Origin of the sequence: Pleomorphomonas koreensis DSM 23070 (assembly GCF_000425185.1) — a bacterium.
GTDB lineage: Bacteria > Pseudomonadota > Alphaproteobacteria > Rhizobiales > Pleomorphomonadaceae > Pleomorphomonas > Pleomorphomonas koreensis.
In genome coordinates, this window is record NZ_AULH01000008.1 from 15,748 (window position 1) to 42,705 (window position 26,958).

At 67.6% G+C, this 26,958-nt stretch carries 28 protein-coding genes and 2 pseudogenes; 7 read left to right on the forward strand and 23 right to left on the reverse strand.

Annotated features, from left to right (window positions below; translation table 11 throughout):
* Positions 1 to 44: 44 nt before the first annotated feature.
* The 15 genes and pseudogenes from H512_RS22930 to H512_RS0106895 all read right to left on the reverse strand — a co-directional run bounded on the left by H512_RS22930 (position 45) and on the right by H512_RS0106895 (position 12,070).
* A complete protein-coding gene (locus H512_RS22930) occupies positions 45 to 971 on the reverse strand; it encodes a DMT family transporter (protein WP_169507134.1) in 927 nt (308 codons plus the stop codon).
* Positions 972 to 1,148: 177 nt separating this feature from the next.
* Positions 1,149 to 2,048, reverse strand: a complete 900-nt coding sequence (locus tag H512_RS0106840) for a flagellin (RefSeq protein WP_026782823.1) — start codon at positions 2,046 to 2,048, stop codon at positions 1,149 to 1,151.
* Positions 2,049 to 2,067: 19 nt separating this feature from the next.
* Positions 2,068 to 3,804 carry a flagellar hook-associated protein FlgK gene (gene flgK / locus H512_RS0106845; protein ID WP_026782824.1) on the reverse strand — a complete coding sequence of 579 codons (1,737 nt, stop codon included), beginning with the start codon at positions 3,802 to 3,804 and terminating at the stop codon, positions 2,068 to 2,070.
* A 22-nt stretch (positions 3,805 to 3,826) separates the two neighbouring features.
* Positions 3,827 to 4,279: a hypothetical protein gene (locus tag H512_RS22935; RefSeq protein WP_053239646.1), complete on the reverse strand. Its 453-nt coding sequence runs from the start codon at positions 4,277 to 4,279 to the stop codon at positions 3,827 to 3,829.
* A complete protein-coding gene (locus H512_RS0106855) occupies positions 4,254 to 4,592 on the reverse strand; it encodes a hypothetical protein (protein WP_026782825.1) in 339 nt (112 codons plus the stop codon). The genes H512_RS22935 and H512_RS0106855 overlap by 26 nt, the downstream gene beginning before the upstream one ends.
* A 1-nt stretch (position 4,593) precedes the next feature.
* The gene (flgE, locus tag H512_RS0106860) at positions 4,594 to 5,847 is read right to left on the reverse strand and encodes a flagellar hook protein FlgE (RefSeq protein WP_026782826.1); all 1,254 of its coding nucleotides are present in this window, start codon (positions 5,845 to 5,847) and stop codon (positions 4,594 to 4,596) included.
* 11 nt (positions 5,848 to 5,858) lie between these two features.
* A complete protein-coding gene (locus H512_RS0106865) occupies positions 5,859 to 6,140 on the reverse strand; it encodes a flagellar hook capping FlgD N-terminal domain-containing protein (protein WP_026782827.1) in 282 nt (93 codons plus the stop codon).
* Between the two features lie 356 nt (positions 6,141 to 6,496).
* Positions 6,497 to 6,772 carry a hypothetical protein gene (locus tag H512_RS22940; protein WP_036790518.1) on the reverse strand — a complete coding sequence of 92 codons (276 nt, stop codon included), beginning with the start codon at positions 6,770 to 6,772 and terminating at the stop codon, positions 6,497 to 6,499.
* Between the two features lie 89 nt (positions 6,773 to 6,861).
* Positions 6,862 to 7,272 carry a flagellar export chaperone FliS gene (locus H512_RS22945; protein WP_053239647.1) on the reverse strand — a complete coding sequence of 137 codons (411 nt, stop codon included), beginning with the start codon at positions 7,270 to 7,272 and terminating at the stop codon, positions 6,862 to 6,864.
* A gap of 25 nt (positions 7,273 to 7,297) precedes the next feature.
* A complete protein-coding gene (fliD, locus tag H512_RS0106880) occupies positions 7,298 to 9,019 on the reverse strand; it encodes a flagellar filament capping protein FliD (RefSeq protein WP_026782828.1) in 1,722 nt (573 codons plus the stop codon).
* Positions 9,020 to 9,105: 86 nt separating this feature from the next.
* Positions 9,106 to 9,375 (reverse strand): annotated as a pseudogene (locus H512_RS27875) (flagellin); the annotation flags it as partial.
* Positions 9,376 to 9,765: 390 nt separating this feature from the next.
* Positions 9,766 to 10,347 (reverse strand): annotated as a pseudogene (locus tag H512_RS27880) (flagellin); the annotation flags it as partial.
* 146 nt (positions 10,348 to 10,493) lie between these two features.
* Positions 10,494 to 11,144: a sigma-70 family RNA polymerase sigma factor gene (locus H512_RS0106890; protein WP_425414160.1), complete on the reverse strand. Its 651-nt coding sequence runs from the start codon at positions 11,142 to 11,144 to the stop codon at positions 10,494 to 10,496.
* Complete coding sequence (locus H512_RS26890) at positions 11,144 to 11,446, reverse strand: hypothetical protein (RefSeq protein ID WP_156899412.1); 303 nt, start codon at positions 11,444 to 11,446, stop codon at positions 11,144 to 11,146. The genes H512_RS0106890 and H512_RS26890 overlap by 1 nt, the downstream gene beginning before the upstream one ends.
* A gap of 192 nt (positions 11,447 to 11,638) precedes the next feature.
* Positions 11,639 to 12,070: an NUDIX hydrolase gene (locus H512_RS0106895; protein ID WP_036790521.1), complete on the reverse strand. Its 432-nt coding sequence runs from the start codon at positions 12,068 to 12,070 to the stop codon at positions 11,639 to 11,641.
* A 297-nt stretch (positions 12,071 to 12,367) separates the two neighbouring features.
* On the opposite strand from H512_RS0106895, the gene H512_RS0106900 reads away from it, so the two are divergent.
* A complete protein-coding gene (locus H512_RS0106900) occupies positions 12,368 to 12,916 on the forward strand; it encodes a cysteine hydrolase family protein (protein ID WP_026782832.1) in 549 nt (182 codons plus the stop codon).
* Positions 12,917 to 12,918: 2 nt separating this feature from the next.
* Here H512_RS0106900 and H512_RS0106905 read toward each other — a convergent pair whose 3' ends face one another.
* From H512_RS0106905 to H512_RS0106935, 7 genes are all read right to left on the reverse strand, one after another.
* Entirely contained in the window at positions 12,919 to 14,067 is a 1,149-nt protein-coding gene (locus H512_RS0106905) for a M20 aminoacylase family protein (protein WP_026782833.1), read from the reverse strand.
* Positions 14,068 to 14,073: 6 nt separating this feature from the next.
* Positions 14,074 to 14,787, reverse strand: coding sequence for an ABC transporter permease (locus H512_RS0106910; protein WP_036790523.1), 714 nt, complete (start codon positions 14,785 to 14,787; stop codon positions 14,074 to 14,076).
* Positions 14,787 to 15,500 (reverse strand): ABC transporter permease, encoded by a 714-nt coding sequence (locus H512_RS0106915; RefSeq protein ID WP_026782835.1) that lies wholly within the window; start codon positions 15,498 to 15,500, stop codon positions 14,787 to 14,789. The genes H512_RS0106910 and H512_RS0106915 overlap by 1 nt, the downstream gene beginning before the upstream one ends.
* 62 nt (positions 15,501 to 15,562) lie before the next feature.
* Positions 15,563 to 16,363 (reverse strand): transporter substrate-binding domain-containing protein, encoded by an 801-nt coding sequence (locus tag H512_RS22960; protein ID WP_053239648.1) that lies wholly within the window; start codon positions 16,361 to 16,363, stop codon positions 15,563 to 15,565.
* Positions 16,364 to 16,394: 31 nt separating this feature from the next.
* Complete coding sequence (locus H512_RS0106925; protein WP_026782836.1) at positions 16,395 to 17,189, reverse strand: dimethylarginine dimethylaminohydrolase family protein; 795 nt, start codon at positions 17,187 to 17,189, stop codon at positions 16,395 to 16,397.
* A 135-nt stretch (positions 17,190 to 17,324) separates the two neighbouring features.
* The gene (locus H512_RS0106930) at positions 17,325 to 18,104 is read right to left on the reverse strand and encodes an ABC transporter substrate-binding protein (RefSeq protein WP_026782837.1); all 780 of its coding nucleotides are present in this window, start codon (positions 18,102 to 18,104) and stop codon (positions 17,325 to 17,327) included.
* Between the two features lie 124 nt (positions 18,105 to 18,228).
* Positions 18,229 to 19,437: an ROK family transcriptional regulator gene (locus tag H512_RS0106935; RefSeq protein ID WP_026782838.1), complete on the reverse strand. Its 1,209-nt coding sequence runs from the start codon at positions 19,435 to 19,437 to the stop codon at positions 18,229 to 18,231.
* 218 nt (positions 19,438 to 19,655) lie between these two features.
* Between H512_RS0106935 and H512_RS0106940 the strand changes: the two genes are divergently transcribed.
* The 6 genes from H512_RS0106940 (at position 19,656) to H512_RS0106965 (ending at position 25,720) form a co-directional block, all read left to right on the forward strand.
* On the forward strand, positions 19,656 to 20,897 hold the full coding sequence (locus H512_RS0106940) for an extracellular solute-binding protein (RefSeq protein WP_026782839.1): 1,242 nt from the start codon (positions 19,656 to 19,658) through the stop codon (positions 20,895 to 20,897).
* 72 nt (positions 20,898 to 20,969) lie between these two features.
* Positions 20,970 to 21,854 carry a carbohydrate ABC transporter permease gene (locus H512_RS0106945; protein ID WP_026782840.1) on the forward strand — a complete coding sequence of 295 codons (885 nt, stop codon included), beginning with the start codon at positions 20,970 to 20,972 and terminating at the stop codon, positions 21,852 to 21,854.
* The gene (locus tag H512_RS0106950) at positions 21,854 to 22,699 is read left to right on the forward strand and encodes a carbohydrate ABC transporter permease (RefSeq protein WP_026782841.1); all 846 of its coding nucleotides are present in this window, start codon (positions 21,854 to 21,856) and stop codon (positions 22,697 to 22,699) included. Before H512_RS0106945 ends, H512_RS0106950 begins: the two co-directional genes overlap by 1 nt.
* Before the next feature lie 22 nt (positions 22,700 to 22,721).
* Complete coding sequence (locus tag H512_RS0106955) at positions 22,722 to 23,732, forward strand: SIS domain-containing protein (protein WP_026782842.1); 1,011 nt, start codon at positions 22,722 to 22,724, stop codon at positions 23,730 to 23,732.
* On the forward strand, positions 23,733 to 24,647 hold the full coding sequence (locus tag H512_RS0106960; RefSeq protein ID WP_026782843.1) for a carbohydrate kinase family protein: 915 nt from the start codon (positions 23,733 to 23,735) through the stop codon (positions 24,645 to 24,647).
* Positions 24,644 to 25,720: an ABC transporter ATP-binding protein gene (locus H512_RS0106965; RefSeq protein WP_026782844.1), complete on the forward strand. Its 1,077-nt coding sequence runs from the start codon at positions 24,644 to 24,646 to the stop codon at positions 25,718 to 25,720. The genes H512_RS0106960 and H512_RS0106965 overlap by 4 nt, the downstream gene beginning before the upstream one ends.
* A gap of 3 nt (positions 25,721 to 25,723) precedes the next feature.
* Here H512_RS0106965 and H512_RS0106970 read toward each other — a convergent pair whose 3' ends face one another.
* A complete protein-coding gene (locus tag H512_RS0106970) occupies positions 25,724 to 26,944 on the reverse strand; it encodes an MFS transporter (RefSeq protein ID WP_053239649.1) in 1,221 nt (406 codons plus the stop codon).
* Positions 26,945 to 26,958: the final 14 nt, after the last annotated feature.

Consider the following 26,958-nt stretch of genomic DNA (forward strand, 5'->3'; position numbering starts at 1 on the left):
TATCGCCGGGGAGCGCCATGCAAGCAACCGGCCAGAGCCGAAGATCACACGCAGGACGTAGTAATCGCCCTGGCACGCAAGCGCTCGCGGTGCAGCGAATAGAGGCCGCTCGCCACGATCAGCGAGGCGCCTATGGTGGTGGTCAGGCTCGGAACGATGCTCCAGACGAGATAGGAGACGGCGGTGGCCGAGATCATCTGCACGTAGCTGAAGGGGGCGAGCAGCGAGGCCGGCGCCATGCGGTAGGCGAACACGCAGCAGATCTGGCCGAAGGCGAAGAACAGGCCGCCGGCCATGCCGTAGACCGCCTCGTGCCAGGAGGTCTGCGGCAGTTCGCGCCAGACCAGCGCCGTCGCCACGGTGAGGCCGATCACCGACGTCCAGGCCATCATCGTCTCGGCGCTGTCGCGCACCGCCTTGCGCGTCAGGATGGTCGAGAAGGCGCCGACGAAGGCGGCCACCAGCGTGAAGATGGAGGCGGGATGGAAGCTGGAGGTTCCCGGCTGGACGATGATCAGCACGCCGATGAAGCCGACCAGCGCCGACAGCCAGCGCCGCACGCCGACCACCTCGCCAAGAAAGACGATCGACAGCGCCATCACGAACACCGGCGACACGAAGGAGATCGCCGTCGCGTCGGGGATCGACTGGTAGTGGAGGCCGAGCAGGAACAGGATGGTGCCGCAGATCGCCGAGAACCCGCGCATGAGGTTGAACCAGGGATGCCGCGGCTTCAGGATGCGCAGACCCTCGCGCCTCAGCGCAAAGGGCACGGCGACCAGCACATAGGCGAAATTCCGCCACCAGGCGATCTTCTCGGCGCTCGCCTCGTTCTGGATGAACTTGGCACCGATGTCGCAGGCCGCAAACAGCAGCGTCGAGGCCGCCACCAGGGCGATGGCCAGCAGCACCGTCTCGTTGACGCGCGGCAACCCGGCGTCGACCGCCGGGGTCATGCTCTGGGAAGTCACCTGAAACCGTCCGAAGGGAGCTGGTTGATCGGCGAGGCCGGCTCCGTTTGGCTCGTTCGCCAGCTTCTGGATGAAACGATTTTGAGGCAAAGACAAGGCAGCCGCGAAAAGTCGGACAAAAATACCGGCCGCGTGGCGAAAAGGCATGAATGGCCGGTAAACAGCAGCTTTCAGGCTTTAGGACAGGTAGCTCGACAGCGTCAGCTTGGCGATGTTGCCGATGGCGGCATAGGCGGCCTGAAGCTGCGTCTCGTAGGCCGACATCTGAGCCGCCACCACGGCGATGTCGACGCCGCTGAGATTGGTGGCGAGGTCGCTGGCGAAATCCTGATAGGTCTCCTGATCGCTGATCGCCGTCTTCAGCGTCGAGGCGTTGAGCGACAGCCGCGTCTGCACCGTGGCGAGGCCGCTGATCGCCTCGTCGAGCAGGTCGCGCGCCTCGGACAGCGTGTCGTCGTCGGTGGCCCCGGAAGCGACCAGCGACAGCGCCCTCAGCGCCTTCTCGAAGCTGGGGTTGTCGGCAGTGACGCCGTAGGTCACCGTCTGCTCCGACGACACCTTGACCGAGGTGACGGCACCGTCGCCCCTGTAGTAGCCGGTGTCGGCCGACGATGGCGCCGTCGCCGCGGCGAGGCTGTCGAGATCGACCGGCGCCGTGCCGACGGCGCTGCCCGAGAACAGGTAGCGACCGCCGAGCTGGGTGTTCATCAGCGAAGCCAGGCTTTCCAGCATCTCCTCGGCCGTCACCTGCAACTCGCCGGTGTCGCTGGTGGTGGCCGAGAAGGACGACAGCGTCGCCTTCATGCTGGTGATCTGGTCGATGATGCTGCCGACGGCGTCGTACATCGCCTCGACGCGGTCGCCGGCCGTGCTTGCCGCGCTGGCATAGGCCTTGGACATCGAGATCGACGATTGCAACGACACCACCGAGCCGGCCTTGCCGCCGAGGCCGCCGTAATCCCCGGAGATTTGTCCGGACGCCTGCTGCAGCGTCGCCTCGGCCTGTTTGGCCTGCACCTTCAGCGCCGCCTGCAACAGACGGTCGGACGAGGCGAAGGTGGCAACGCGCATGCTCATCGGCTTCTCGTCCTCCGGTTCAGGCCGACTTGGCGGCGGCCAGCAGCGCCTCGAACATCTCGTTGGCCGCCTGGATGATCTGGGCGGCCGCCGAATAGAGCGCCTGATAATCGGACAGCTTGGCGGTCTCCTCGTCGATGTTGACGCCCGACTGCGAGGCGATGGTGTCGGACAGCGAGCCGGCCAGCGTCTCGGCGCTCGTCTCGGCCGCCTCGGCCTTGGCGGCGCGGCTGGCATAGTCGGAGACGACGCGCGCCGCGTAGTCGCCGAGCGTCACCGTCGTCGAGCCGATACCGCCGGTCGCCGCGAAGGACTGCTTGCCGGTCATGGCCGAGAGCAGGCCGTCGGCCACCGTCGTCGAGCCTGATGTCAGCACCGTCGCACCGATGGTCGTCGACGATGACAGCGTGCCGACGGCCAGCGCGCCGGCATCGGACGACAGCGCCGACGACAGCGAGATGCTGGCGGCGCCGCTGCCGGTGAACAGCGCGTTGAAGCCAAAATAGCTCGAAAAGCTGGTGCCGCCGCCGTCCATGTCGCCGTCGAGCGCGCCGATGGCGACGCCGGCGCCCGAGGTCGTCGAGGTGATGGTCAGCTTGCCGCTGCTGTCGAGCGAAGCGTCGATGCCGTCGATGGCATCGAGCGCCGAGACGAGATCGCCGACCGTGGCGTAGCTCGATAGGTCGAGATCGCTGTAGGAGACCAGCGCGCCGTCCCCGTCGACCTGGGCTATGCGGACGCTGCCCGTCGCCGCGAGCGCATCGGTCGACGCAACCTTGGCGGTGCCGGCGAGGCTGTCCGGCGCCGGCACGGCCGAGCCGTCGGCGGTAACGGCGTTGAGCGAGGCGATCAGCGCCGAGGCCAGCGTGTCAAGCTCGTCCTGCGCCTCGACGAGCGTCGTGTCGCGCAGCGTCAACAGGCCGCCGACCTCGCCGCCGGTGAGTTCGCCGGTGATGTCCTTGCCGTCGACCGAGATGCCGCTCAGCACGGTGTCGGCGCTCATCGCCGCCGAGGCGGTGAAGCTCAGCGCATGCACGGAGCTGGTGAGCAGCGCCGTGCCGCCGCTGGTGGAAATGTAGATCGCACCGCTCGAAGCAGTCGTCGTCCTGATGCCGATCAGGCTGGAAATGGTCTTGATGGCGCTGGTGCGCTGGTCCTCGAGGTCGGCGGTGGTGAGGCCCTTGGCCTTGGCCGCGACGATCGCCTCGTTGAGGCCGTCGATGGTCTGGAGCGCCTCGTTGATGGTGCCGACGTCGTCGGCGATCTGCTGGTCGGCGTCCGATCTGAGGCTCTGGATCGAGGCGGAGGTCTCGCGCAGCGAGCTGGCGAGGCTGTCGGCGGCGGCGATCACCTCGCTCTGCACGGTGTCGTCCTCCGGCGAGGAGGCGAGCGAGGCGACGGCGGTCTGGAGGTTGGTCACCAGCGTCGCCACCGAAGTGCCGCCGTCGTCGCTGCCGGTGGTCGAGCCCATCAGCGCCTGCAGGCGGTCGGTGTAGCTCGCCGTCACCGAGGCGGCGCCGAGGTCGGCGTTGGCCGAAACCAGCGAGGCGAAGACGTATTTGTCGACGCCGCCGGTGATCGAGACGACGGCGGTGCCCGAGCCGGTCGAGGCGGCCACCGTCGATGCCTGGTTGGCGGTCTTGACGGTGTATCCGTCGACGTCGGCGTTGGCGATGTTCGAGGAGGTGACGCCGATGCCCACCTGCGCCGCCCGGAGCGCCGACAGGGCGATGGTGCTGGCGATCGACAGCGACATGGCGTCTCCTCCCTCGGCCCGCTCAGGCCAGGCGGTCGGGCAACAGCGACGGCCGGCCGGCCGACGTGTCCGGGGCGCAGCCGGTGCGCCCGTAGACGGGAGCAACGGCACTCGTCTCGCGGACGGCGGCGACCACGGCGGCGATCCGCCGGCGGGAAGCGCCGATCGCCCCGGCGAGGCGGGAGAGATTGTCCCGGGCCTTCGACTGGACCAGACCGATCCGCTCATCGAGATAGGCGCGCTCGGCGTCCGTCACCGGGCCGGCGGCGCCGAGCGCCTTGAGGTGGTCCTCGATGCTGCCGGCAAGGTTGCTCTTGACGCCGGTGGTGGCGGCGAGCGAGGCCGGCATGCCGCCGGCGAGCAGCGCGTTCTCCTCGTCGATCACCGCGACCAGCCGGTCGATCAGCGCATCCAGCCCGGCGAAGCGCGGAAAGCCCGCCGGCTTCCGGTCAGCGGTTTGCCTGGCGCTTGGCATGGCTCGTTCTCCTGACCTGATCGAGGGGGATGACCGTGGCGGTTTCCGCCGGCCCGGTGATCAGCTTGCCGACCGCGAGATAGGCGCGGCTGACGGCATAGCCGGTGCTGGCGTTGGCGAGCGCCGCTGCCGTCTCGTCGAGATGGCGCTCCAGCTCGCCGAGCACCTCGGCGACATCGCCCTTGTAGAGGCCAAGGCTGCGGGCATCGGCGCCCTCGCCTTCCCGGCGGATGTCGCGCCGGATGCGCTCCAGGCGCCCGACCAGCAGGTCGATGGCCGCCTGCGTTTCGTCTTTTTCCGATTGAACCGTCATTTCAACGCACCGCCGACAGGAGGGACTCGAACATGTCCTTGGCCGTGGAGATGACCTGCGAGGCGGCCGAATAGGCCTGCTGCGCGGCGATCATCGACGAGAACTCGGTGTTGGTGTCGGTGGTCGACTCCTCCAGTTCGTAATCCTGGATCGAGCCGACGCCGTCGGAACCGGCGAAATGGTAGGTGGCTCCGGATGAGGTGCTGGAGGCCGAGTAGACCGAATTGCTCATTTCGATGAGGCCATTGGCATTGGAGAAGGTGGCGAGCGGGATCTTGTAGATCGGGATCGACTCGCCGTTGCTGTAGTTGCCGTAGACGGTGCCGTCCTCGTCGATGGTGACGCCGGACAGCGTGCCGTAGGCGCAGCCGTTGCCGGTGCAGGAGATGTCGACCGTCGTGCTGCTGCTGTCGTCGGGCGAATACTGCGACAGACCGTCGGTGGCGCCGGCCGTGCCGAGATCGAGCGTGACCGACAGGTCGCTGGCGCCGCTGGTCAGGCCGGAGATCGACAGCACCGCCGTCTCGGGGCTTTTGAGCGTGCCGTCCGAGTTGAAGGTGATGGTCGTCTCGCCGGAGATCGTCGCTCCGGTCACCGCCGTGCCGTCGCCGGTCGTCAGGTCGCCGAAGGACATCGTCCAGCTGTTGTCGTCGGTGGTGCTCTTGGTCCACGTCACTTCCAGCGTGTAGGCGGTGCCCAGGCTGTCGTAGAGTTCGAGTTCGCTGGTGTAGCTGCTGGTGGCGTTGGCCGGCAGGGAGCCCTTCAGCTCGACGCTGGTGGTCGCGGCGGCGTAGCCGGTCAGCTTGTCGGTGTCGATCTGCTCGAGGTTGGTCGCGGTGGTGCCGCCGACCACGTTGCCGTCGGCGTCGGTCGGCCAGCCGAGCAGCGTGTAGCCGTTGCTGGTCAGGTAGCCGGTGTCGTCGTCGACCGTGAAGCTGCCGTTGCGGGTGTAGTAGATCTCGCTGCCGTCGCCGGTGGTGACGGCGAAGAAGCCGTCGCCGTCGATGGCGATATTGGTGCTGATCGACGACGAGACCAGCGTGCCGCTGGCCAGGATGTTCTGCGACTTCGCCACCGTCACGCCGCCGCTGGCGCTGCTGGTCGAGCCGGAGGTAAGCAGCGACGAGAAGCTCGCCGAGCTGGCCTTGTAGCCGGTGGTCGAGACGTTGGCGAGGTTGTTGGAGATGATCGACAGCGCGGTCGACTGGGCCTTCATCGCCGAGACGGCGGAGTTCATCGCACCGGTGAGGGACATGACGGTGCTCCTCAGGCCGAAGCGGTGCTGAGGCCGGAGGAGATCGTGTCGACCGCCTCCTGCAAGGACAGCAGCGTCGTGTTCATCTCGCTGAGCTGCGAATAGCTCGCGTAGGACATCATCTGGTTGAGGAAGTCCGAGGTGTCGGTCGGGTTCAGCGGGTTCTGGTTCTGGACTTCCTGGACCAGAAGCTGGAGGAACTGCGACGTATCGACGGTCGACGAGGACGAAGAAGAAGTCGTCGCGGATGTCGTGGATGTCGTCGATGCCGTCGCCGAAGAAATGGAGGACATGATAAACCTCACCCGCTCCCGGTCTTCACTGAGGAAGACCGGACCAAGAGACTGATCGGTGCCGTTGTTGATTGGCTTCAGTCTTTGAACGGGCCAGCCGGATAAATCAGGCGCGAAACCTTAAAGGAAATTAGAGATCGAATTTATTAATGTGCATTAATACTTCGGCGCCTTGCCGGAAGGCCCGGCAGCCCGCCGCACGGCCGGCACGGTGGAAAACCGCCGTCCGCCGGCATCGGTCATCTGCGAAAATGGGCGTCGTTCCCCTCCCCGGCCGGCGCGGGCGACGCGTTCTGCAAAAAAGCGGCGGGCCGCCTCGGCTGGAGGCGGCCCGCCAAAGAACACGTCGGTGAGGGTCAGGAGCCGGCGCCGAGGCGCGGCGACGGCGCGGGCTTGTCGTCCGCCTCGTCGTCCTCGGCGAGCGCGATGATGCGCGCCTTGAGGCCGGCCGGCGCGCGCGCCGCCGGCGCGGCCGAAAAAGCGGTACGCAGCGCCGCGGCGGTTTCCAGGATGGCGCGCGCGCTGTCGGATTGCCGCAGCAGCGCCTCGGCGTCCGCGCGAACGGCCGCCGGCCAAAGCCTCAAGTCCTCGCCGTGACGATCGACGAGGTCCTGAAACTGCGCTTCGTCCATCGGTGCAACCCGTTCATTCGTAACAGAATGCCTCGGAGTATCTACCGGCGCCGGAAAGGGATCAATAGAGAAACGTTTGTGACGCGCCGTTACGTCCCCTCGCCGTCCGACGGCACGAAGGTCGCCATGCCGGCGATGCCGGCCCAGGCGTCGCGCAGTTCCACCAGACTGTCGTGCAGCTTGCGATAGCGCCGCACCACGTCCGGCTTGCCGTAGGATAGATGCAGCGCCAGGATATAGCCCTTGTAGACGCGGTGCAGCCGCTCGGCCACCGCGCCGCCGCGCTTGTCGTCGAGCGCGTGGTCGAGGCCGCGCAGGATGGTCGCCGCCCGCATCACCTTGACGAAGCACTCCTCGAACTCTGACGCCTCGCGCGCCCGGATGGCCTGGGAGATGGCGAGCAGCGTCGCGTCGTAGAGCTTGACGACGGCGACGGTGGGATGAACGGAGGCGGCCGCCTGCCGGTAGGCGGCCGTGGCCTGGCCCATGCGGGAATTCATCTGTCGGGGCTCCTCGTGTCGATGGTCAATCGCTGTTCTTGGCGGCAAGCAGGGCTTCGAGATAGGCGAGCGTCGACTGCGCCGTGCTGATCGAGGCCTGAAGGCGGGCGTAGCGGGTGGTCAGGTTGGTCTTGTAGGTGTCGGCGCGCGAGGTGATGTCGTCGATCTGGGTCTGATAGTCGTCGTTCTTCTCGGTGAGGCTGGTGACGAGGGCCGTCAGCTTGCCGTCATCGGAGTTGATGGCACTCTTCGTCAGGTTGTAGATCTGCTCGGCGATGCCGGATGCCTGCTTGATGGTGACGGACTGCGAGGTGCTGCCGGTGAACACCAGCGTGTAGCCCTCGTAGGCGGTGCCGGCGACGCCCTTGATGCGGTTGCCGGCCACGGTGAACAGGCCCGACTGGCCGTTCACCGTCACCGAGGACAGCGCGCCGCTGCCGTCGACGCTGATTTCGAGCTGGAAGGTCGACGGCGCGCCGGTGCCGCGATAGAGCACGCCGACGTCGCTCGACGAACTCTCGAAGGTGTAGGCGAACAGCCGCTGCACGAGATCCGGATCGTCGAGCAGCACGTCGTCGAGCGTGTCCTCGTCCAGTTCGAGGTCGTTGTTCTCGTCGAAGCTGAGGCCGATCGCCGACAGTGACGCCTCGTCGAGCGAGAAGGTCAGCGCCGAGGCGATCTGCTGGTTGATGCTTCGGATGGTGGCGTCGCCAAACAGCACGGAATCCGACGAGGCGCCACCGCTCGACGACAGCTGCTGCTGCGACAGCGCCCATTCGCGATAGGCGTTGTAGGCATCGACGAAGGTGGTCACCGCCGTCTTGATGTCGGAGAGGTTCTGGCCGATCTCGACGGTGATCGACTGCCCGTCCGTCGTGGTCGAGTAGAGGTAGAAGCTGACGCCGTCGATGACGTCGTCGATGTCGTTGGTGGAACGGGTGATCGACACGCCGTCGACGGTGAAGATGGCGTTTTGCGCCGTCTGGAGTTCGTCGGCGAAGGCGCCGTCCTCGTCGACGATGCCAAGGCTTTTGAGCACGCCATCGTCGTCGCCGACGCTGATGGTCTCGCCGGTCTCGGCGCTGGACAGCACCAGTTCGTAGGAGGTGCCGGATACCTTCAGCACGGTGGCTTTGACGCCGCTGGTGCCGCTCTGCTTGTTGATGGCCGAGGCGATCTCGGCGAGCGACATGTCCTCGGTGAGGGAGATGCTGACGCTGGTGCCGCCCTCGATGCCCAGAGTGAAGCTGCCGGACAGCGACAGATCGGTGCTCGATGACGAATAGCGGCTGCCCGCCACCTTGTGGGCGGTGGCGAGCTGCTGGACGGTGATCGAATAGCTGCCGGTATCGGCTCCCGCTTCGGCCGACACCGACAGCGTCGAAGCCGTGTCGACGCCGCCGACGGCGGTGAGATAGGCGGTGCGCTCGTCGAAGACGTCGTCGTCCTTGCCCGAGGAATCGGTGGCCACGCGCAGCGCCGTCGCTGCATCCTTCAGGGTCGAGAGAAGATCGGCGGCATCCTGATAGGCGGTGATCTTGTTCTGGTTCTTGGTGATCTTGGTTTCGTAGGTGTCGGTCTTGGCGAGCTTGGCCTGGTAAAGCTCCTCGATCAGGCCGTCCCAGTCGATCGACGAGACGTCGGTCGAGGCATAGTTGGTCGAGGTCGTGCCGCTGCTCGACGTGGAGGTGCTGGTCGCCGTCGTCGACGCGGTCGAACTGCTGGTCGCGCTGGTGACCGAGGACATGGGGGCTCCTTCGCCATCCCGCAGCCGGGCGGCGTTGTCGATGCGGACGGCGCGTCAGCCGCGCCGCCCGTGTCCGTCCCACTGCCTTACTGGAGCAGCTTCAGGAGGTTCTGCGTCATGTCGTTGGCCGAGGAGGCGGCGGCGACGGCGGCCTGCACCTTGACCTCGGCCGAGGCGAGCTTGGCCTCTTCGGAGGCGACGTCGACGTCGGTGATTGCCGAATTGGCGGACTCGAGGTTCTCGACCTGCGTGGCGATCGACTCCGAGCTGAACTCGAACCGGCTTTCCTGGGCGCCGATGCTGGCGCGCGCCGCCGACACGGTGTCGATCGCCTTGTCGAGCTTGTCGAGCACGGCGTTGGCCGCATCCTGCGTCTTGACGTTCAGCGACTCGCCGGCATCCATGCCCTTGGCGGTCGACACGTCGATGCCGATGTCGGAGACGTTGCTCACCGCGTCGCTGGTGCTGGTGCCGTCGACCGACAGCGAGATGGAACTCGACGATCCCTCGACGCTGCTCTTCAGCGTGACCGAGTCGTCGTCGCCATCGACGGTCAGGCCGGAGGTGCCGGCGTCGAACGCCATGGTGCCGCCGTCCTCGGACGCCGTCGTGCCTTGCAGGCCGGCGATCAGGTCGGCTCCGGTAAAGGTGGTGCCGCCGGTGCCGCCGGTCAGCGTCAGCGTGGCGGTGCCCGTCTCGGTCTTCAGGTTGAAGACCACCGTCTCGCCCTCATCCACGGAAAACTGGTCGATGCTGTCGGCGTCGAGGGTCATCCCGGCGGCCGTGTCGCTGGACGCCACCAGACCGAGGTCGGCGGAGGTCAGCGAGGCGATCGACACGTTGATGGTGTCATCGGAGGACGAGCCGACGACAATGGCGGTGCCGCCGGTCGAGGCGGCGAAGGCCGAGGTGCCGTCGAGCAGGCTGGCGCCGTTGAAGCGGGTGCCGGTGGCGATGGTGTCGATCTGCTCGGTCAACTCCTGGAATTCGGCGTCGATATAGGTGCGCTCATCGTCGGTGACCGTGCCGGAGGCCGACTCGGTGGCCAGCGTCTTCATGCGCTCCAGGATGTCGGAGATATTGGAGGCGCCGCCGTCGGCGGTCTGCAGCACCGAGACGGCGTGCGAGGAGTTGGTGGCCGCCTGGTTCAGCGTGGCGACGTCGGAGGAGATGCGCGTCGAGATGGCAAGGCCCGCCGCATCGTCGGACGCCTGGGTGATGCGCGAGCCGGACGCCAGCTTGGACAGCGAGGACGACTGCTCGGAGGCGTTGATGTTCAGGTAGCGGACGGCGGAGTTGGCGGCGGTGTTGGTGGAAATGACGGGCATGGCGCTCTGGTCCTCATCGATGGAGGGCGTCGCCCCTTTTCGGGGAAGACGCCGGCGCGAGGCGTCGTCGCCCCTCGCTTCGTGTCTTCAACGGACGAGCGGGAGCGAACCCGGCGCTTGCCGCGCGCCGGAGGCTGCTTTTATGGTTAATTCCGGGTAAACGACTGACGGATATCGTCTTCGGACCGCACGAGATGCTTGCGCAACTGCTGCCGGCCGCGCTTCAGCAGCGATTCCACGGCCATCACCGTCGTCTCCATCACCTCGGCGATCTCGGCGTTCGACATCGCCTCGTGATAGCTGAGGATGACGGCGATCCGCTGCTGGTCGGGCAGGCGCGACAGTGCCGCTTCCAGAAGGCTGGTCATCGAGGCGCGGTGCAGGCGCGACAGCGCGTCCTCGGCCTCGTCGGCCACTTCCGGCGCCGTCTCGATGTCGTCCATGGCCGGCTTGCGGCGCAGGTCGATGCAGCGGTTGGTGATCACCCGGTAGAGCCAGGTCGAGAACTTGGCCCGGCCGATCTCCATGCGCTTCCGGTGCGTCCACAGCTTCAGGAAGCTGTCCTGCACCACGTCCTCGGCGTCGTCGGAGTTCTTGAGGATGCGCAGGGCCAGCGCGAAGCCGCGATCGGCGTGCCGCTCGACCAGCCGGGCGAAGGCGTCGCGATCGTCGGCGGCGATGCGCATCAGCAAGAGATCGTCCTCGCTCGGCGCCCGCGCCGGTTCGCTTCCCGCGTCGCCCCGCGACACGAACGGCAGCGGAGCCACGACGCCTAGGGAACTTGCAGCAGCAGCCATCATCGCACCCCCCTACACAAACACGGCATCACGCCGAAACACCCCTGATGACCTTTGAACGAAGCAACCGGCAAATCCAGGCGCACAAAAAGCAAGAAATCATAGCCGATCTGAAGTATAGGCAAATAATTCACGGCACATTCGGCAGGTTTTGCCTTGCGGAAAGTTCTGCCGGGCAACCCTTGCCGGGGCCGAAGACCATCGAAGTCCGGATTTCCGCCCTTTCCCACCAAAGTCACTCCCAAAATGCAATCGTGGCTGGTGCGCGCACCGAAGTCATGGCGGAACGGTGCAAGCGCCATGCTACGTGTCTGAATTTTGCTATATCTTGCAATGAGTTACAGAGCGTTGCGATCAGCAGCGACGACAGGCAGATTCTGCCTGCCCTGCCGGCGGCCGTAACGGCCCGGCACGTCACCGCGCCGGAGCGACAAAGGGGTGGCGCACGCCAAAGCGCGACTGCGACGGTTTTGCCGGTCGGGCGGCAAAAAGCGCTATCGGGCGCGGAAGGATTGCAGGATGGAGGCGAGGCCCGGCTCGTCCACCAGAATGGCGGCGTCCTCGCGGCTCAGCCAGATGCGCTGCCGCTCGTCGCGCTCGGGCCAGTCGTCGAGCTTCTCGGTCACCTCGAGGCTGTAGACGTCGACATCGACAAGCGTGAAGCAGTCGTCGAGGCGCTTCCAGTAGCGGTAGCGGCCGATCGGCGCCTTGGAGGTGGTGCCGAGGACACCGGCCTCCTCCATCGCCTCGATGGCCGCTGCCTTGCGGTCGCTCTTGCCCTTCATGCGCCAGCCCTTGGGGATCAGCGGCCGGTGGGTATCGCGCGAGGAGACCAGCAGCACCGACACGTCGCCATCCGCCGTCCGCCGGAACGGCAGGGCGGCGACCTGATGCTGCACTTTCCCGCTGGCGGTTCCCTTGACCATCGGCAACCCAGTCGTTCCCTTTGCTAAGCCGGCTGACCCGATTCAACCTTATACAGCCGACATATCACGAAAATGTTCCTGCTTTCTCGATCGATGTCAAACTTCGAGGCGGCAATTCGACATCCGGCGCCGGACATGCCATCAAATCGGCACGTTCTCGGCTTTATCGGGAACAATCCGCCATCAGCGGGTCTTCTGGGTCTTGAAATCACTCCGGCAACCCCTTGCCTGGATGCATGTTTACGGGGGGCGGGCCGCCAGTGCCTTCCCCTCGCAACCGAGGAGGAAACTCCGGCCATGCCGTTCACCACCGTCGATCCCCGCACCGCCCTCATCGTCATCGACCTTCAGAAAGGCATCGCCGCGCTGCCGCCGCCCGAGGCGGCGCGGTCGGCGATCGCCAATGCCGCAAGACTCATCGGGCTGTTCCGGGAGAAGCGGCGGCCGGTGGTGCTGATCAACGTGGTCGGCGCCGCGCCGGGCCGCGCCGAGCGCAAGCGCAGCGGCGACCGGCCGGCCGACTGGGCCGAGCTGCTGCCCGATCTCGGCTACGCGCCGGACGACATCCGCCTCAGCAAGAAGACCTGGGGCGCCTTCACCGGCACCGGCCTCGACGCCCGCCTGCGCGATCTCGGCGTTACGCAGGTGGTGGTCTGTGGCATCGCCACCAGCATGGGCGTCGAGTCGACGGCCCGCTTCGCCCACGAACTCGGCTACAACGTGTCGCTGCCGGTCGACGCCATGACCGACGGCGACCCGGAAGCGCACCAGCGCAGCGTCGGGCTGGTGTTCCCCTGGATCGCCGAGACCGGCACCACCGACGAACTGATCGCCCTCATCAAGTAGGGTCAGGCGAAGAAGCGCCGGACCAGCGCGTGCAGGAAGGCCGGGCCGCGCTCCAGCAGGCCGTCGTTGAAATCGTAGCGGCTGGTGTGCAGTCCGGCGCTGTCGCCGTTGCCGAGGAAGAGATAGGCGCCGGGTACCTTCTCCAGCATGAAGGCGAAGTCCTCGCTGCCCATCATCGGCTTGTCGAGCGGCGCGAAGGCGTCGGAGCCGAAGGTGTCGCGCACCACCGACGCCGCCAGCTCCGTTGCCGCCGGATCGTTCATGGTGACGGGATAGCCGACCTGCCAGTCGACACGCGCCTCGGCGCCGTAGCTCGCCGCCTGCGCATGGGCGATCGTTTCCAACCGCCGGCAGAGCATCTCCCGCACCGCCGGATCGGTGGCGCGCAGGCTGATTTCCAGCACCGCCTCATCGGGGATGATGTTGCAGGCCGAACCGGCATGGAAGGCGCCGACGGTGACGACGCCCGCCTCCTGCGGCGGCACGTTGCGCGAGATCATCGTCTGCAACGCCATGACGATGCTCGCCGCCGCCACCACCGGGTCGATGGTGTCCTCGGGCCGGGCACCGTGGCCGCCGGCGCCGCGCACCGTCAGCGTCGCCGCGTCGATCGCCGCCATCATGGCGCCGGGCCGGGCCGAGAAGCGGCCGGTGGCGAGGCCGGGATAGTTGTGCAGAGCGAACACGGCGTCGCAAGGGAAGCGCTCGAACAGGCCGTCGGCGATCATCCGCGCCGCGCCGCCGGCCGTCTCCTCGGCCGGCTGGAAGATGAAGTGCGCCTTGCCGCGAAAATCCGCGTCGTGCAGCAGCCGCCAAGCGGCGCCGACCAGCATCGCCGTGTGGCCGTCGTGACCGCAGGCGTGCATCATGCCGGGCGTGCGGCTGGCGTGCGGCGCGCCGGTCTCCTCAAGGATGGGGAGAGCGTCCATGTCGGCGCGGAGGCCGATTGCCCGGTCACCGCCGCGATCCAGCGTCGCCACGAAGCCGGTGACGGCGAAGCCGCGCGTCACCTGAAGGCCCCAGTCCTCAAGGATACCCGCGACGAAGTCCGACGTCTGCCGCTCCTCGAAGCCCGATTCCGGCATCTGGTGCAGGCGGTGGCGGATGTCGACAAGGTCCGGCAGGAAGGCGCGGAAGGCGGCCTCGGTCATGATCGGCTATCCCTGTTGCGGCCGCGCCGGCTGGCGGTAGAGCGTCAGGCGCCGCTCCACCTCGGCCATGACGCGGGTCAGCACCACGACGACGGCGAAATAGAGGAGGCCGGCGGCGATCAGCGGCTCGAAGATCAACAGCGACTGCCGTTGCAGCATGCGCGCCGTGCCCATCATCTCCATGATGGTGATGGTCGAGGCGAGCGAGGTCGATTTCAGCAGGATGATGACGTCCGAGGTCAGCACCGGCAGGCAGAGCCGCAGCGCCTGCGGCAGCGTGATGCGGCGGAGGATGGTGAACGGCCGCATGCCCACCGAGATTGCCGCCTCGATCTGCCCCTTGGGCACGGCGAGGATGGCGCCGCGGATCACCTCGGCGTTGTAGGCGGCCTGGTTGAGCGACAGCGCGAACACCGCGTACCAGAGGCCGTCGCGGAGATAGGGCCACAGGAAGGAATGGCGGATGAAGGTGCCCGGCAGCACCTGCCCGAGACCGTAATAGATCAGGTAGAGCTGAACGAGCAGCGGCGTGCCGCGGAAGGCGAAGGTGAACGCCTTGGCCGGCCAGGCCACCAGCCGCCGGCCGTAGACCATGGCGACGGCCGTGGCTGTCCCCATCAGCAGGCCGAAGACGACGCCGGTCACCGTCAGGAACAGCGTCAGCGGCATGGCGGCGATCAGCGGCGGCAGGAACGTGACGACGTGAACGAGCGACTCCATCAGCGGAAGCCCCGCGAGAAGCGCCGTTCCAGCCGGGCGATGATGTAGACCGACACCAGCGTGATCAGCAGGAACAGGACGGCGGTGATACCGTAGAAGAAGATATACTGCCGCGTGCCGGCCGCCGCCCGGTAGCCGACGTAGAGCAGGTCGTTGAAGGCGCCGAGCACCGAGATGATGGCGCTCTCCTTGGTCATCTCCAGCCAGAGGTTGCCCATGCCGGGAATGGCGTGGCGGATCATCTGCGGCGCCACGATGCGCAGCAGGATCTGGCCCCTGTGCATGCCCAAGGCGAGGCCGGCCTCGATCTGGCCGAGCGGCACGGCGAGATAGGCGGCGCGCATCACCTCGGCCATGAAGGCGCCGGAGACGAAGGCCAGCGCCACCACCGCCGCCCAGAACGGGCTGACCTGGAAGGTGTCGCCGGCGAGGCCGAGGCCCTTCACCAGCCGCTCGATGCCCGAGGCGATCGAGAAGTAGAGCAGCAGGATGACCAGCAGCTCCGGCAGCGCCCGCACCACCGTGGTGTAGACGCCGGCGATGAAGCGGACGGCCCGCCAGCGCGACTGCTTGCCGATGGCGCAGACGGCGCCGAACACCAGCGCGATCACATAGGCCGACACCGACACCTTGATGGTGGTGACGATGCCCCAGAAGAGATCGTCGCTCCAGCCGGTGTCGCCCCAGGCGAGCAAAGAGAGAGTGCCGTCCATCGGCGTCCGTTCCGAGAATGAAAACCGCCGCCGGCCCGGTCGGGCGCGGCGGCGGAGAAGCGTTATTTCGCCCCGTCGACCCAGTGGGCGATGCTCTTGTCGAGCGTGCCGTCGGCCTTGATCGAGGCGAGCGCGTCGTCGACCTTCTTCAGCGTCGCCGCGTCGCCCTTCTTGACGACGTAGCCGACGCCCTCTCCCAGCACCTTGTTGTCGGGCGCGGCAGCCTTGATGTCGAAGTCGGCGCCCTGCGGCGTCGCCAGGAAGGTGTGGAGATAGAGGTCCGGCGACAGCACGAAGTCGATGCGGCCGGCGGCGAGGTCGGCCATCGAGTTGTCGGCCGTGTCATAAGCCTTCACCTCGATGTCGGGATAATACTTGGTCAGATAGGCATGCTGCACGGTGGAGGCCTGCACGCCGACGATCTTGCCCTCGAAGGCCTTGGGGTCGAGGATCTTGCCGCCGTCGGGCGCATCGACCGTACCGACCGTCACTTCCTCCGACTTCGGGCCGACCAGCGAGGTGCCCTCGGTGTAGTAGGAGGCGCTGAAGTCCACCGTCTCGCGGCGTTCGTCGGTGATCGAGAAGGCGCCGACCGCCACGTCGAGCTTGTTCTCCTTGAGGGCCGGCAGCAGGCCGTCGAAGGCCATGGCGGAAATCTCGCACTTCACCTGCATGCGCTCGCAGAGGGCGTGGGTGATGTCGGCCTCGATGCCTTCCCACTGGCCGGCGGCGTTGACCTGGCCGAACGGCAGATAGGGCTCCGGCGTCATGCCGATTCTCAGCACGTCCTCGGCGAGAGCCGGCAGGGCGAAGGACGCGGCGACGGCCAGCGCCAGCGCGCCCTTGACGATCATGTTGGACATTTTGACGTTCCCCTTTTTCGTTGCTTCAATCTCAGCCGCGCCGCCAGCGCAGCGACATGCAGGAGAGGCCGGCGTCGATCTTGCCGATCTCGGTCGTCCTGAGCGGCACCACCTTGTAGCCCCTGGCGGCCAGAAGCTCGATGGTGCGCGGATAGTCGGACCCGACGAACACCACGTCGTTGACGCGCAGCGCGTTGGCGGCGGCCTCCTCGCCGGCCGGCACCAGCAGCGTCTTGAATCCCTTGAACACGCCCGAGCGTTCGAGCCGTCCGGTGGTCAGCACCGTCTCCTCGTCGAGCAGCGAGCAGTCGGTCTTGAAATGCAGCACGTCCTTCGGCGTCTCGACGATCTCGCCCTTGCGGCCGAGTTTGGCGAGGCAGCCGATCAGCGCCTCGGCGCCCTCGCGGTTGGTGCGGGCGGAGAGGCCGATCATCACGCTGTTCTGCGTCGTCAGCACGTCGCCGCCGTCGGCATAGCCGCGCGGCAGGTCGAGGACGGTCGAAAACAGGCGGCGGAGGATCGGCGCGATCTCGGCGGTCTCGCCGGCGCGGGTCGGCGCGCCCGGTCGCAGCAGGATGGCGCCTTCGGGAAACACCAGCGCCGGGTCCTCGACGAAGATGGAATCGGGGAAGGCTTCGAGCGGCGGCAGCACCGTCACCTCGACGCCGGCGCGGCTCACCGCCTGGACGTAGGCGGCATGCTCGGCGAGCACGCCCTCATAGGTCGGATTGCCGCGATCGTCGGCCCGAAGGCCGTTCACCACCGAGGACGACGGCGTGCGGACGATGAAGCTGTCGAAACGGTAGACGGGAAGGGAGTCGGGCATCGGTGCACCTTGATGGAAAGCGCTGTCATAGACGAACCGCCCGTCCGGGTGCAACAACCGCAGCGATCAACTCGCTTCGTGCGAAGACGGATGCCCGCTGGAGGCGGGACGGCCGGGCCGCCCCGCCGGGGATCGTCACTTCAGCGAGTAGAGGTTGATCTTGAAGTACTTGTCGTTGATCGTCTTGTAGGTGCCGTCGGCCACCGCCTCGTCGATCGCCTTGTTGAGGGCTTCCCGGAGGGCGCCGTCCTCCTTGCGCACGGCGATGCCGACACCCTCGCCGACGAAGGCCGGATCGGTGATCGGCTCGCCCGCCAGCTTGCAGCAGGCGCCGGCCTCCTTGCTCACCCAGTCGAACATCGGCAGGAAGTCGCCGACCTGCAGGTCGAGCCGGCCAGCCGCGAGGTCGAGGTTGGCCTCGTCCTGGGTCGGATAGGTCTTCAGCGTGGCGCTCGGATAGGTCTTTTCGATGTATTCGGCCTGCGTCGTGCCGGACTGCGCGCCGATGATCTTGCCGGAGAGCGCCGCGTCGGAGAATTCGGTGATGTCGCTGTCCTTCGGGACGACGTGGGTCATCGCCGCCTTGTAATAGGGCTTGGTGAAGTCGACGACCTTCTTGCGCTCCTCGGTGATGAACATCGAGGCGATGATCATGTCGTATTTCTTGGCCAGAAGCGCCGGGATGATGCCGTCCCAATCCTGGGCGACCACCTCGCACTTCACTTTCATCTTCTCGCAGAGCGCGAGGCCGATCTCGACGTCGAAGCCCTTGATGGAGCCGTCGGTGTCCACGTAGTTGAACGGCGGATAGGCGCCCTCGGTGCCGATCTTCAGCGTCTCCTCGGCGTGGAGGGCGACCGTCGAGGCGGCGAGAAGCGCGGCGGCGACGAGGCCGCCAATGGTGCGGTTGGTCATGGTCCTTGGTTCCCCTGGAAGTGCGCGGGCCGGTTTTTCTCTTTGCCCGCGACGCCGAAAGACTAACGGCAGAAGGCAGGGGATGACAATTCTCCGGCGGAAAATTTGTTGAGCCGCCCTGCCCTCATTCCCCCTGCCGCTTCAGGATGGCCGAGAAGCTGGGGTCGAAGGCGCGGCGGATCGGGTCGGCGGCGGCGCCGATCGCCACCGCCCACGGATCGGTCATGCCGAGGCGGAGGCGCGGCACGGCGCGGCCGGCGGTCGGCGACAGCGACGGCAGCAGCGGCTCGATGGCCGCCACCAGCGCCGGCATCAGCGCGCCGGGCACGCCGCCCGACAGGATGACGGTCTGCGGGTCGAACAGCGTCTCGGCGGTGTGGACGGCGCGGCGCAGGTCGCGCGCCGCCCGGCCGATCCAGTCGGCGACGCGGCGGTCGCCGGCCGCGACGAGCGCCTCCAGCCGGTCGAACTGGCCGGGATCGGCCGGATCGATGCCGACCAAGGCGTAGAGCGAGGCGATCGAGGCGCGATGTTCGAGCGGCACCAGTTCGTCCGGCTCGCCGAACAGCACCATGCCGATTTCGCCGGCGTTGCCGTGGCCGCCGCTGTAAAGCTCGCCGCCGAGAATCAGTCCGGCGCCGATGCCGTAGCCGACGTAGATGCAGACGGCGTGGTCGAGGCCGTGGGCGGCGCCCAGCATGCGCTCGGCGGTGGCGCAGGCGGCGGCGTCGTTCTGGAGGCTGACGGCAAGGCCGGTGCCGGCCGCCAGCCGCTCGACCAGCGGGAAGCTCTGCCAAGCCTGCATCAGCCACAGGCTGTCGTCGGCGATCTCGACGCCGAACGGACCGGGCATGGCAACGCCGATGCCGGCGATGCGCGCCTCGGCATCCGGCCGGCCGGCGGCGAACGCCGCCCGGACGCCGGCCACGAGGTCGAGCAGCACGGCGACGCCCTCCTCCGGCGCGCGCGGCGGCACCTTGGCGGTGGCGCGGGCCAGGATGTTGCCGACGAGATCGACGACGATGACCCGGCTGATGTGGCGGTCGATCTGGAGGCCGATCGAATAGGCGCCGTCCGCCACCAGGCGATAGGGCGTCGACGGCTGCCCCCTGCCCTTGCGCACCAGTTCCTCGGAAGCGACGAGACCGTCGCCTTCCAGCGTCTCGATCAGGTTGGACACCGCCTGCTTGGTGAGCCCGGTGGCGCGGGCGAGATCGGCGCGCGACAGGGCGCCGTTCACCCGCAGCGCGTCGATGATGACGCGGCGGTTATGAGCGCTGGTCCCCTCGTGATTGGCGCCGCTCTTGGCGCGGATCGGCCGCTGTTCGCTCATGCCCAATTCCATCTTGACAGCAGTTGATATTTCGCCCACGAATAAGTCAAGCAATTTGACTTAATAAGGAACCGTCAGAGTTCCGGGGAACGCTAGTCCGCCTAGAGGTGTGACGACGCTCCAGAAGACGGCCCTGCCAGGGCCTTCAGGCGAACGGTCGCGACGGCGAAAGCCGCCGCGATCCTTTCCGCGCAGTCACCGACCAAAGGGAGCCCACAATGACCAGATTCTTCGGCAGGACACTCCTCTCCGCGACGCTGCTCTCGGCGCCGTTCGCCGTTCCGGCCGCCTACGCCGAAACCGAGATCAATGCCCTGTTCATGGCCCAGGCCGCCTACAGCGAAGCCGACGTGCGCGCCATGACCGAGGCCTTCACCAAGGCCAACCCCGACATCAAGGTCAACCTCGAATTCGTGCCCTACGAGGGCCTGCACGACAAGACGGTGCTCGCCCAGGGCGCCGGCAACGCCTATGACGTGGTGCTGTTCGACGTGATCTGGCCGGCCGAGTTCGCGGCCAACAACGTGCTGGTCGACGTCTCCTCCAGGATCACCGACGAGATGAACAAGGGCGTGTTGCCCGGCGCCTGGACCACCGTCAAGTACCAGGACAAGTTCTACGGCATGCCGTGGATTCTCGACACCAAGTATCTCTTCTACAACAAGGAGATCCTGGAGAAGGCCGGCATCGCCAATCCGCCGAAGACGTGGGAAGAGCTGGCCGCCGACGCCAAGATCATCAAGGACAAGGGCATTCTGGCCTCGCCGATCGCCTGGAGCTGGGCGCAGGCGGAAGCCGCCATCTGCGACTACACGACGCTGGTCAGCGCCTTCGGCGGCGACTTCCTCAAAGACGGCAAGCCGGCCTTCCAGACGGACGGCGGCCTCGACGCGCTGAAATACATGGTCGACAGCTACAAGTCGGGCATCACCAACCCGAACTCCAAGGAGTTCCTGGAGGAGGACGTCCGCAAGGTGTTCGAGAACGGCGACGCCGCTTTCGCCCTCAACTGGACCTACATGTACAACATGGCCAACGACCCGAAGGACTCCAAGGTCGCCGGCAAGGTCGGCGTCGTGCCGGCGCCCGGCGTCGCCGGCAAGAGCGAGGCGTCGGCCGTCAACGGCTCGATGGGCCTCGGCATCACCTCGGTCAGCAAGCATCCCGACGAGGCGTGGAAGTACATCGTCTTCATGACCTCTGAGGCGACGCAGAACGCCTATGCCAAGCTCAGCCTGCCGATCTGGGCGTCGTCCTATGACGATCCGGCCGTCACCGCCGGCCAGGAGGAGATGATCGCCGCCGCCAAGATCGGCCTCGCCGTCATGTATCCGCGTCCGACCACGCCGAAGTACCAGGAGATCTCCGTCGCCCTGCAACAGGCGATCCAGGAGGCGCTGCTCGGCCAGGCAAGCCCCGAGGACGCGCTGAAGACCGCCGCCGACAACAGCGGCCTCTGAGCGTATGATAATCCGGGCGCCAAGTTGGCGCCCGGACCGTCTGGACCCTTTAGAAACCCACGAGGACCCCGCATGTCCGGCACCTGGATCACCACCCGGGCGTGGCTGCTCATGCTGCCGCTCCTCATCGTCATGGTGGCCGTCATCGGCTGGCCGCTGGCCGACACCGTGCATCTCTCCTTCACCGACGCCAAGCTGGTCGGCACGTCGGGCAGTTACGTCGGCTTCGACAACTACGTCCGTCTCGTCACCGGCAACGCCTTCGGCCGCACGCTCTACACCACCACCTTCTTCGCGCTGGTGGTGGTGACGACGGAAATGTGTCTCGGCGTGCTGGCCGCCCTGCTGCTGAAGCAGCAGTTCCGCGGACGCACGCTGCTCAGGGCGCTGATGATCCTGCCGTGGGCGCTGCCGACCGTCGTCAACGCCACCCTGTGGCGGCTGATCTACAATCCCGAATACGGCGCCCTCAATGCGGCGCTGACCCAGCTCGGCATTCTCTCCGACTACCGCTCGTGGCTCGGCGAGCCCGGTACCGCCCTGACGGCGCTGATCGTCGCCGACTGCTGGAAGAACTTCCCGCTGGTGGCGCTGATCGCGCTGGCCGCCCTCCAGGCGGTGCCGCGCGATGTCATCGCGGCCTCCTACGTCGACGGCGCCAATGCGTTCTCCCGCTTCCGCTTCGTGACGCTGCCCTATCTGGCCGGCCCCCTGATGGTGGCGCTGGTGCTGCGCACCATCGAGGCGTTCAAGGTGTTCGACATCATCTGGGTGATGACGCGCGGCGGCCCGGCCAACTCGACGCGCACCATGTCGATCCTCGTCTATCAGGAAGCCTTCTCCTTCCAGCGGGCGGGCTCGGGCGCCTCGCTCGCCCTGATCGTCACGCTGATCATCACGGTGCTGGCCGTCGCCTACGGCACCGCCGTGAGGAAAGTCGCCGGGAGCGCCGCCTGATGGAACGCCAGAGCCCCCTCTTCCGCCTGTTCCTGCACGTCGCGGCGCTGCTGCTCGCCGCCATCATTCTGGCGCCGCTGCTCTGGCTGTTCGTGATGAGCATCTCGCCGGCCGCCGATCTCGCCGCCAAGCCGCTGCGCTGGTGGCCGGAGACCATGGACTTCTCGCGCTACGCCGCCCTGCTCTCCTCGGTGGAGAACAGCGCCGGCGCCGCCTTCACGGCCAGCCTCAGGAACTCGCTGATGGTCGCCGGCATGGCGACGATCGCCGCGGTGTCGCTGGCCGTGCCGGCCGGCTGGGCGGTGTCGCGCACGCCGTCCGTCGGCTGGTCGCTGTCGCTGGTCATCGGCACCTACATGCTGCCGCCGGTGGCGCTGGCCGTGCCGCTCTACATGGCGCTGGCCAAGTTCGGCCTGCTCAACAACGTGTTCGGCCTGGCGCTCGTCTACCTCACCATCCTCGCTCCCTTCACCACCTGGCTGATGAAATCCGGCTTCGACGGCATTCCGCGCGAGATCGAGCAGGCGGCGGTGATCGACGGCGCCAGCCTGTGGCAGACGCTCCGCATCATCACCCTGCCGCTCGCCATGCCGGTGGTGGCGACGTCGGCGCTGTTCGCCTTCCTCCTCGGCTGGGACGAATTCTTCTACGCTCTCCTTTTCACCTCCGACCAGCGGGCCAAGACGCTGACCGTCGCCATCGCCGACCTCGCCGGCGGGCGCGTCTCCGACTACGGCCTGATCGCCACGGCCGGCGTGCTCGCCGCGCTGCCGCCGGTGCTGGTCGGCCTCGTCATGCAGCGGGCGCTGATCTCCGGCCTCACGGCCGGCGGCGTCAAAGGCTGACCCAACAACAAGGACAACAAAAATGACCGCTCCCCGCCCCGAAAGCCTCCTCGCCATCGACCGCGAGATGGCCCGCCAGCACGCCGACGCCCTCGCCTCCTTCGAGCAAAACCGCGAGGTCGCCGCCCGCGCCGCCGCTTCGCTGAAGCGGACCGGCCGCCTGCTGATGCTCGGCATGGGCGGCAGCCACGCCGTCGCCCGCGCCGTCGAGCCCTACTACCGCGCCCTCGGCGTCGACGCCGTGTCGCTGCCGATGTCCGAGCAGCTCACCGCGCCGCTGATGACCGAGGGCCGCACCGTCTTCGTCACCTCGCAGTCGGGCGAGAGCGCCGAGGTGGTGCGCTGGTTCAAGGAGACCGGCGGCGCGCCCGACACCTTCGGCCTGACGCTGGAAGCCGGCTCCTTCCTCGGCAAGGCCGCCCCGGCGCTGGTCGCCGCCGGCGGCTCGGAACTGGCGTTTGCCGCGACGCGCAGCCTGACGCTGACCTTCGCGCTGCATCTCGCCGTGCTCGCCGCCCTCGGCGCCGATCCCGCGCCGGCGCTCGCCGTGCTCGCTGCGCCCGAGACGCCCGACACCTCCGCCGCGCTCTCGGCATTGAAGAACGTCCGCACCGTCGTCACCTCCGGCCGCGGCCTGCAAGGCGTCGCCGAAGCGATCGCCCTCGGCTTCACCGAACTGTCGCGCCGGCCCTGCTTCTCGCACGAAGGCGGCCAATTGCGCCACGGCCCGATGGAGATGCTGTCGCCGGAGATCGGCGCCGTGCTGTTCCGCGGCAAGGACCCGACGTCGCCGCTCGTCGCCAGCATGGGCGCCGAGATCGTGGCGACCGGCGCGCCGGTGATCGTCTTCGACGCCTCGGGCGACGCCCCGGTGCCGGGCGCCGTCACCGTCGCGGTGAAGCCGGCGTCCGGCATGGCCGCCGTGTTCGCCCTGTTGCCGGCCGCCCAGACGCTGATGGTCGCCTTCGCCGCCGAGCGCGTCGAGAACGCCGGCACGCCGGTCCGCTCGAACAAGATCACCCGGAGCGAATAAGTGAAGCCGATCGCCGTCATCGGGAACGTCAACGTCGACCTGATCCTCGGGCCGGCCGCGCCATGGCCGCAGCCGGGCACCGAGATCATCGTCGACCACGACGAATTGCGCGTCGGCGGCTGCGCCGGCAACTCGGCGCTGACGCTGAAGGCGCTCGGCGTGCCGTTCGAGCTGGCCGCCAGCATCGGCAGCGACCGCTTCGGCGCCTGGCTGGCCGAGGAGTTCGGCGAGCAGTCGCAGCGCTGGAAGGTGCATGCCGAGAACACCACCATCTCCGTCGGCATCACCCATCCCGACGGCGAGCGCACCTTCTTCACCACGCTCGGCCACCTGCCGCACTATGGCGCCGGCGACGTGCTGGCCGTGCTCGACGGCGAGGCCCATCGCGGCGGCTACGCGCTGTTCGCCGGCCCGTTCCTGATGCCGCGCCTCGCCGGCGAATACGGCCAGCTCTACGACTGGGCCGACCGCCACGGCATCCGCGTCGCCCTCGATACCGGCTGGCCGCCGGCCGGCTGGACCACGGAGGTGGTCGCGGCGGCGAAGGGCTGGCTCGCCCGCTCGGCGATCGCCCTGTTCAACGAGGTGGAAACCACCTCGATCACCGGCCGGGACGACGTCCGCGACGCCGCCCGCGCCATGCTCGGCCTGATGCCCGAGGGTGCCGTTGCCGTGGTCAAGCGCGGCCCGCACGGCGCACTGGCCGCCTCCGCCGCTGGCCTCGTCGAGGTGGAGGCGCCGGACGTCGCGGTGATCGACACCATCGGCGCCGGCGATGTGTTCAACGCCGGCTTCCTTGCCGCCTTCGCCGCCGGAAAGTCGCTGCGCGACAGCCTCGCGGCGGGAACGGCCACCGCTTCGCTCGCCGTCTCCACCTACCCGCGCCGCTACGCCCCGCCGGAGTCCCGCCCATGAGCGCCCTCGTCGTCGACAAGATCCGCAAGTCCTTCGGCGCGCTGGAGACGCTGAGGGGTATCGACATCGCCCTCGAAAGCGGCGAGTTCCTGGTGCTGCTCGGCGCCTCGGGCTGCGGCAAGTCGACGCTGCTCAACATCATCGCCGGCCTCGCCGAACCCTCGGGCGGCGACGTCCGCCTTGATGGCCGGTCGCTGATCGGCGTCCACCCCAAGGACCGCGACATCGCCATGGTGTTCCAGTCCTACGCGCTCTATCCGAACCTCTCCGTGCGGCGGAACATCGGCTTCGGTCTCGAAATGCGCAAAGTTCCGGCCGCCGAGCGGGAGAAGGCGGTGCTGGAGGCGGCGCGGCTGCTCCAGATCGAGCCGCTGCTCGACCGCCGGCCGTCGCAGCTCTCCGGCGGCCAGCGCCAGCGCGTCGCCATCGGCCGGGCGCTGGTGCGCCATCCCAAGCTGTTCCTGTTCGACGAGCCGCTTTCCAACCTCGACGCCAAGCTCCGCATGGAGATGCGCACGGAACTGAAGCGGCTGCACCAGATGATGAAGACCACCGTGGTCTACGTCACCCACGACCAGATCGAGGCAATGACGCTCGCCACCCGCATCGCCGTGATGCAGGGCGGCCAGATCGAGCAGCTCGGCACGCCGGAGGAGATCTACAACCGGCCGGCGACGCTCTACGTCGCCACCTTCGTCGGCGCGCCGCCGATGAACCTTCTCGACGCCGTGGCGACCGGCAGCGGCCTTCAGGTGGTCGGCAGCGACACCGCGATCCCGCTGCCGCCGGCCCTCGCCGCCGCCCTGCCGCGTGACCACGCCGTCAAGCTCGGCATCCGTCCGGAATCCTTCCGCGCCGAGGGCGGCGGCCTGCCGCTGACGCTCACCTGCGACGTCACCGAACTGACCGGCCCTGAGCTGATCCTCTCCGGCAGCATCGGCGGCCAGCGCCTCGTCGCCACGCTGCCGCCGCGCACCAGGGCCGCGCCGGGCGAGACGATCACATTGGCGCTCGACGTCGAGGCGTTGCACCTGTTCGACGTCGAGAGCGGCCGGCGGATCGAGGCGGCCTAGGGCTCACGCCCGCCGCCGCGCCTCGATGCTGGGCAGGAACACCGTCAGCAGCCCGAAGGCCGGCAGGAAGGCGCAGACGTGGTAGACGAAGTCGATGCCCTTGACGTCGGCGACATGGCCCAGCACGGCGGCACCGATGCCGCCGATGCCGAAGGAGAAGCCGAAGAAGAAGCCGGCGATCATGCCGACCTTGCCCGGCACCAGCTCCTGCGCGAACACGATGATCGCCGAGAAGGCCGAGGCCAGCACCAGGCCGATGATCACCGTTAGAATCGCCGTTGAGACGAGTCCGACATAGGGCAGCGCCAGCGAGAACGGCAGCACGCCGAGGATCGACACCCAGATCACCGGCTTGCGGCCGACGCGGTCGCCGATCGGCCCGCCGATCACCGTGCCCGCCGCCACCGCGCCGAGGAACAGGAACAGCAGCATCTGCGACTGCTGAACGCTGACGCCGAACTTATGCATCAGGTAGAAGGTGTAGTAGCTCGATAGGCTGGCGAGATAGATGTATTTCGAGAACACCAGACAGCCGAGCACGATCAGCGCCGTCACGACGCGCCAGCGCGGCAGCGCCACCTGCGGCGTCGCGACGGCGCGCTTGGCCGAGGAGCGGCGGTGACGGCTGTACCAGTTGCCGACCTGCCACAGCACGATCATCGCCACCAGCGCGGCGAGCGAGAACCAGGCGACGCTCCGTTGGCCGTTGGGCAGAACGATGAAGGCGGCGAGCAGCGGCCCCAGCGCCGAGCCGAAGTTGCCGCCGACCTGGAACAGCGACTGCGCCAGGCCATAGCGGCCGCCCGACGCCATGCGGGCGACGCGCGAGGATTCCGGATGGAACACCGACGACCCGATGCCGATCAGCGCGCAGGCGACCAGCAGCAGGTGGTAGCTGTGGACGTTGGCGAGCAGCAGCAGGCCGGAGAGCGTGAAGCCCATGCCGATGGCCAGCGAATAGGGCTGCGGATGCCGGTCGGTGTAGGTGCCGATCAGCGGCTGCAGCAGCGAGGCGGTGAACTGGAAGGTCAGCGTCATCAGGCCGATCTGGCCGAAATCGAGCGTGTAGCTCTCCTTCAGCATCGGATAGAGGCCGGTCAGCAGCGACTGCATCATGTCATTGAGCATGTGGCAGAAGCTGATGGCGAAGATCACGGAAAAGGCGGTGGTGGTGGCGGACGGAACGGCGGCCGGGGCGGTGGTGTCGGTCAACGGGTACTCCATGGCGCGGCCGGCAT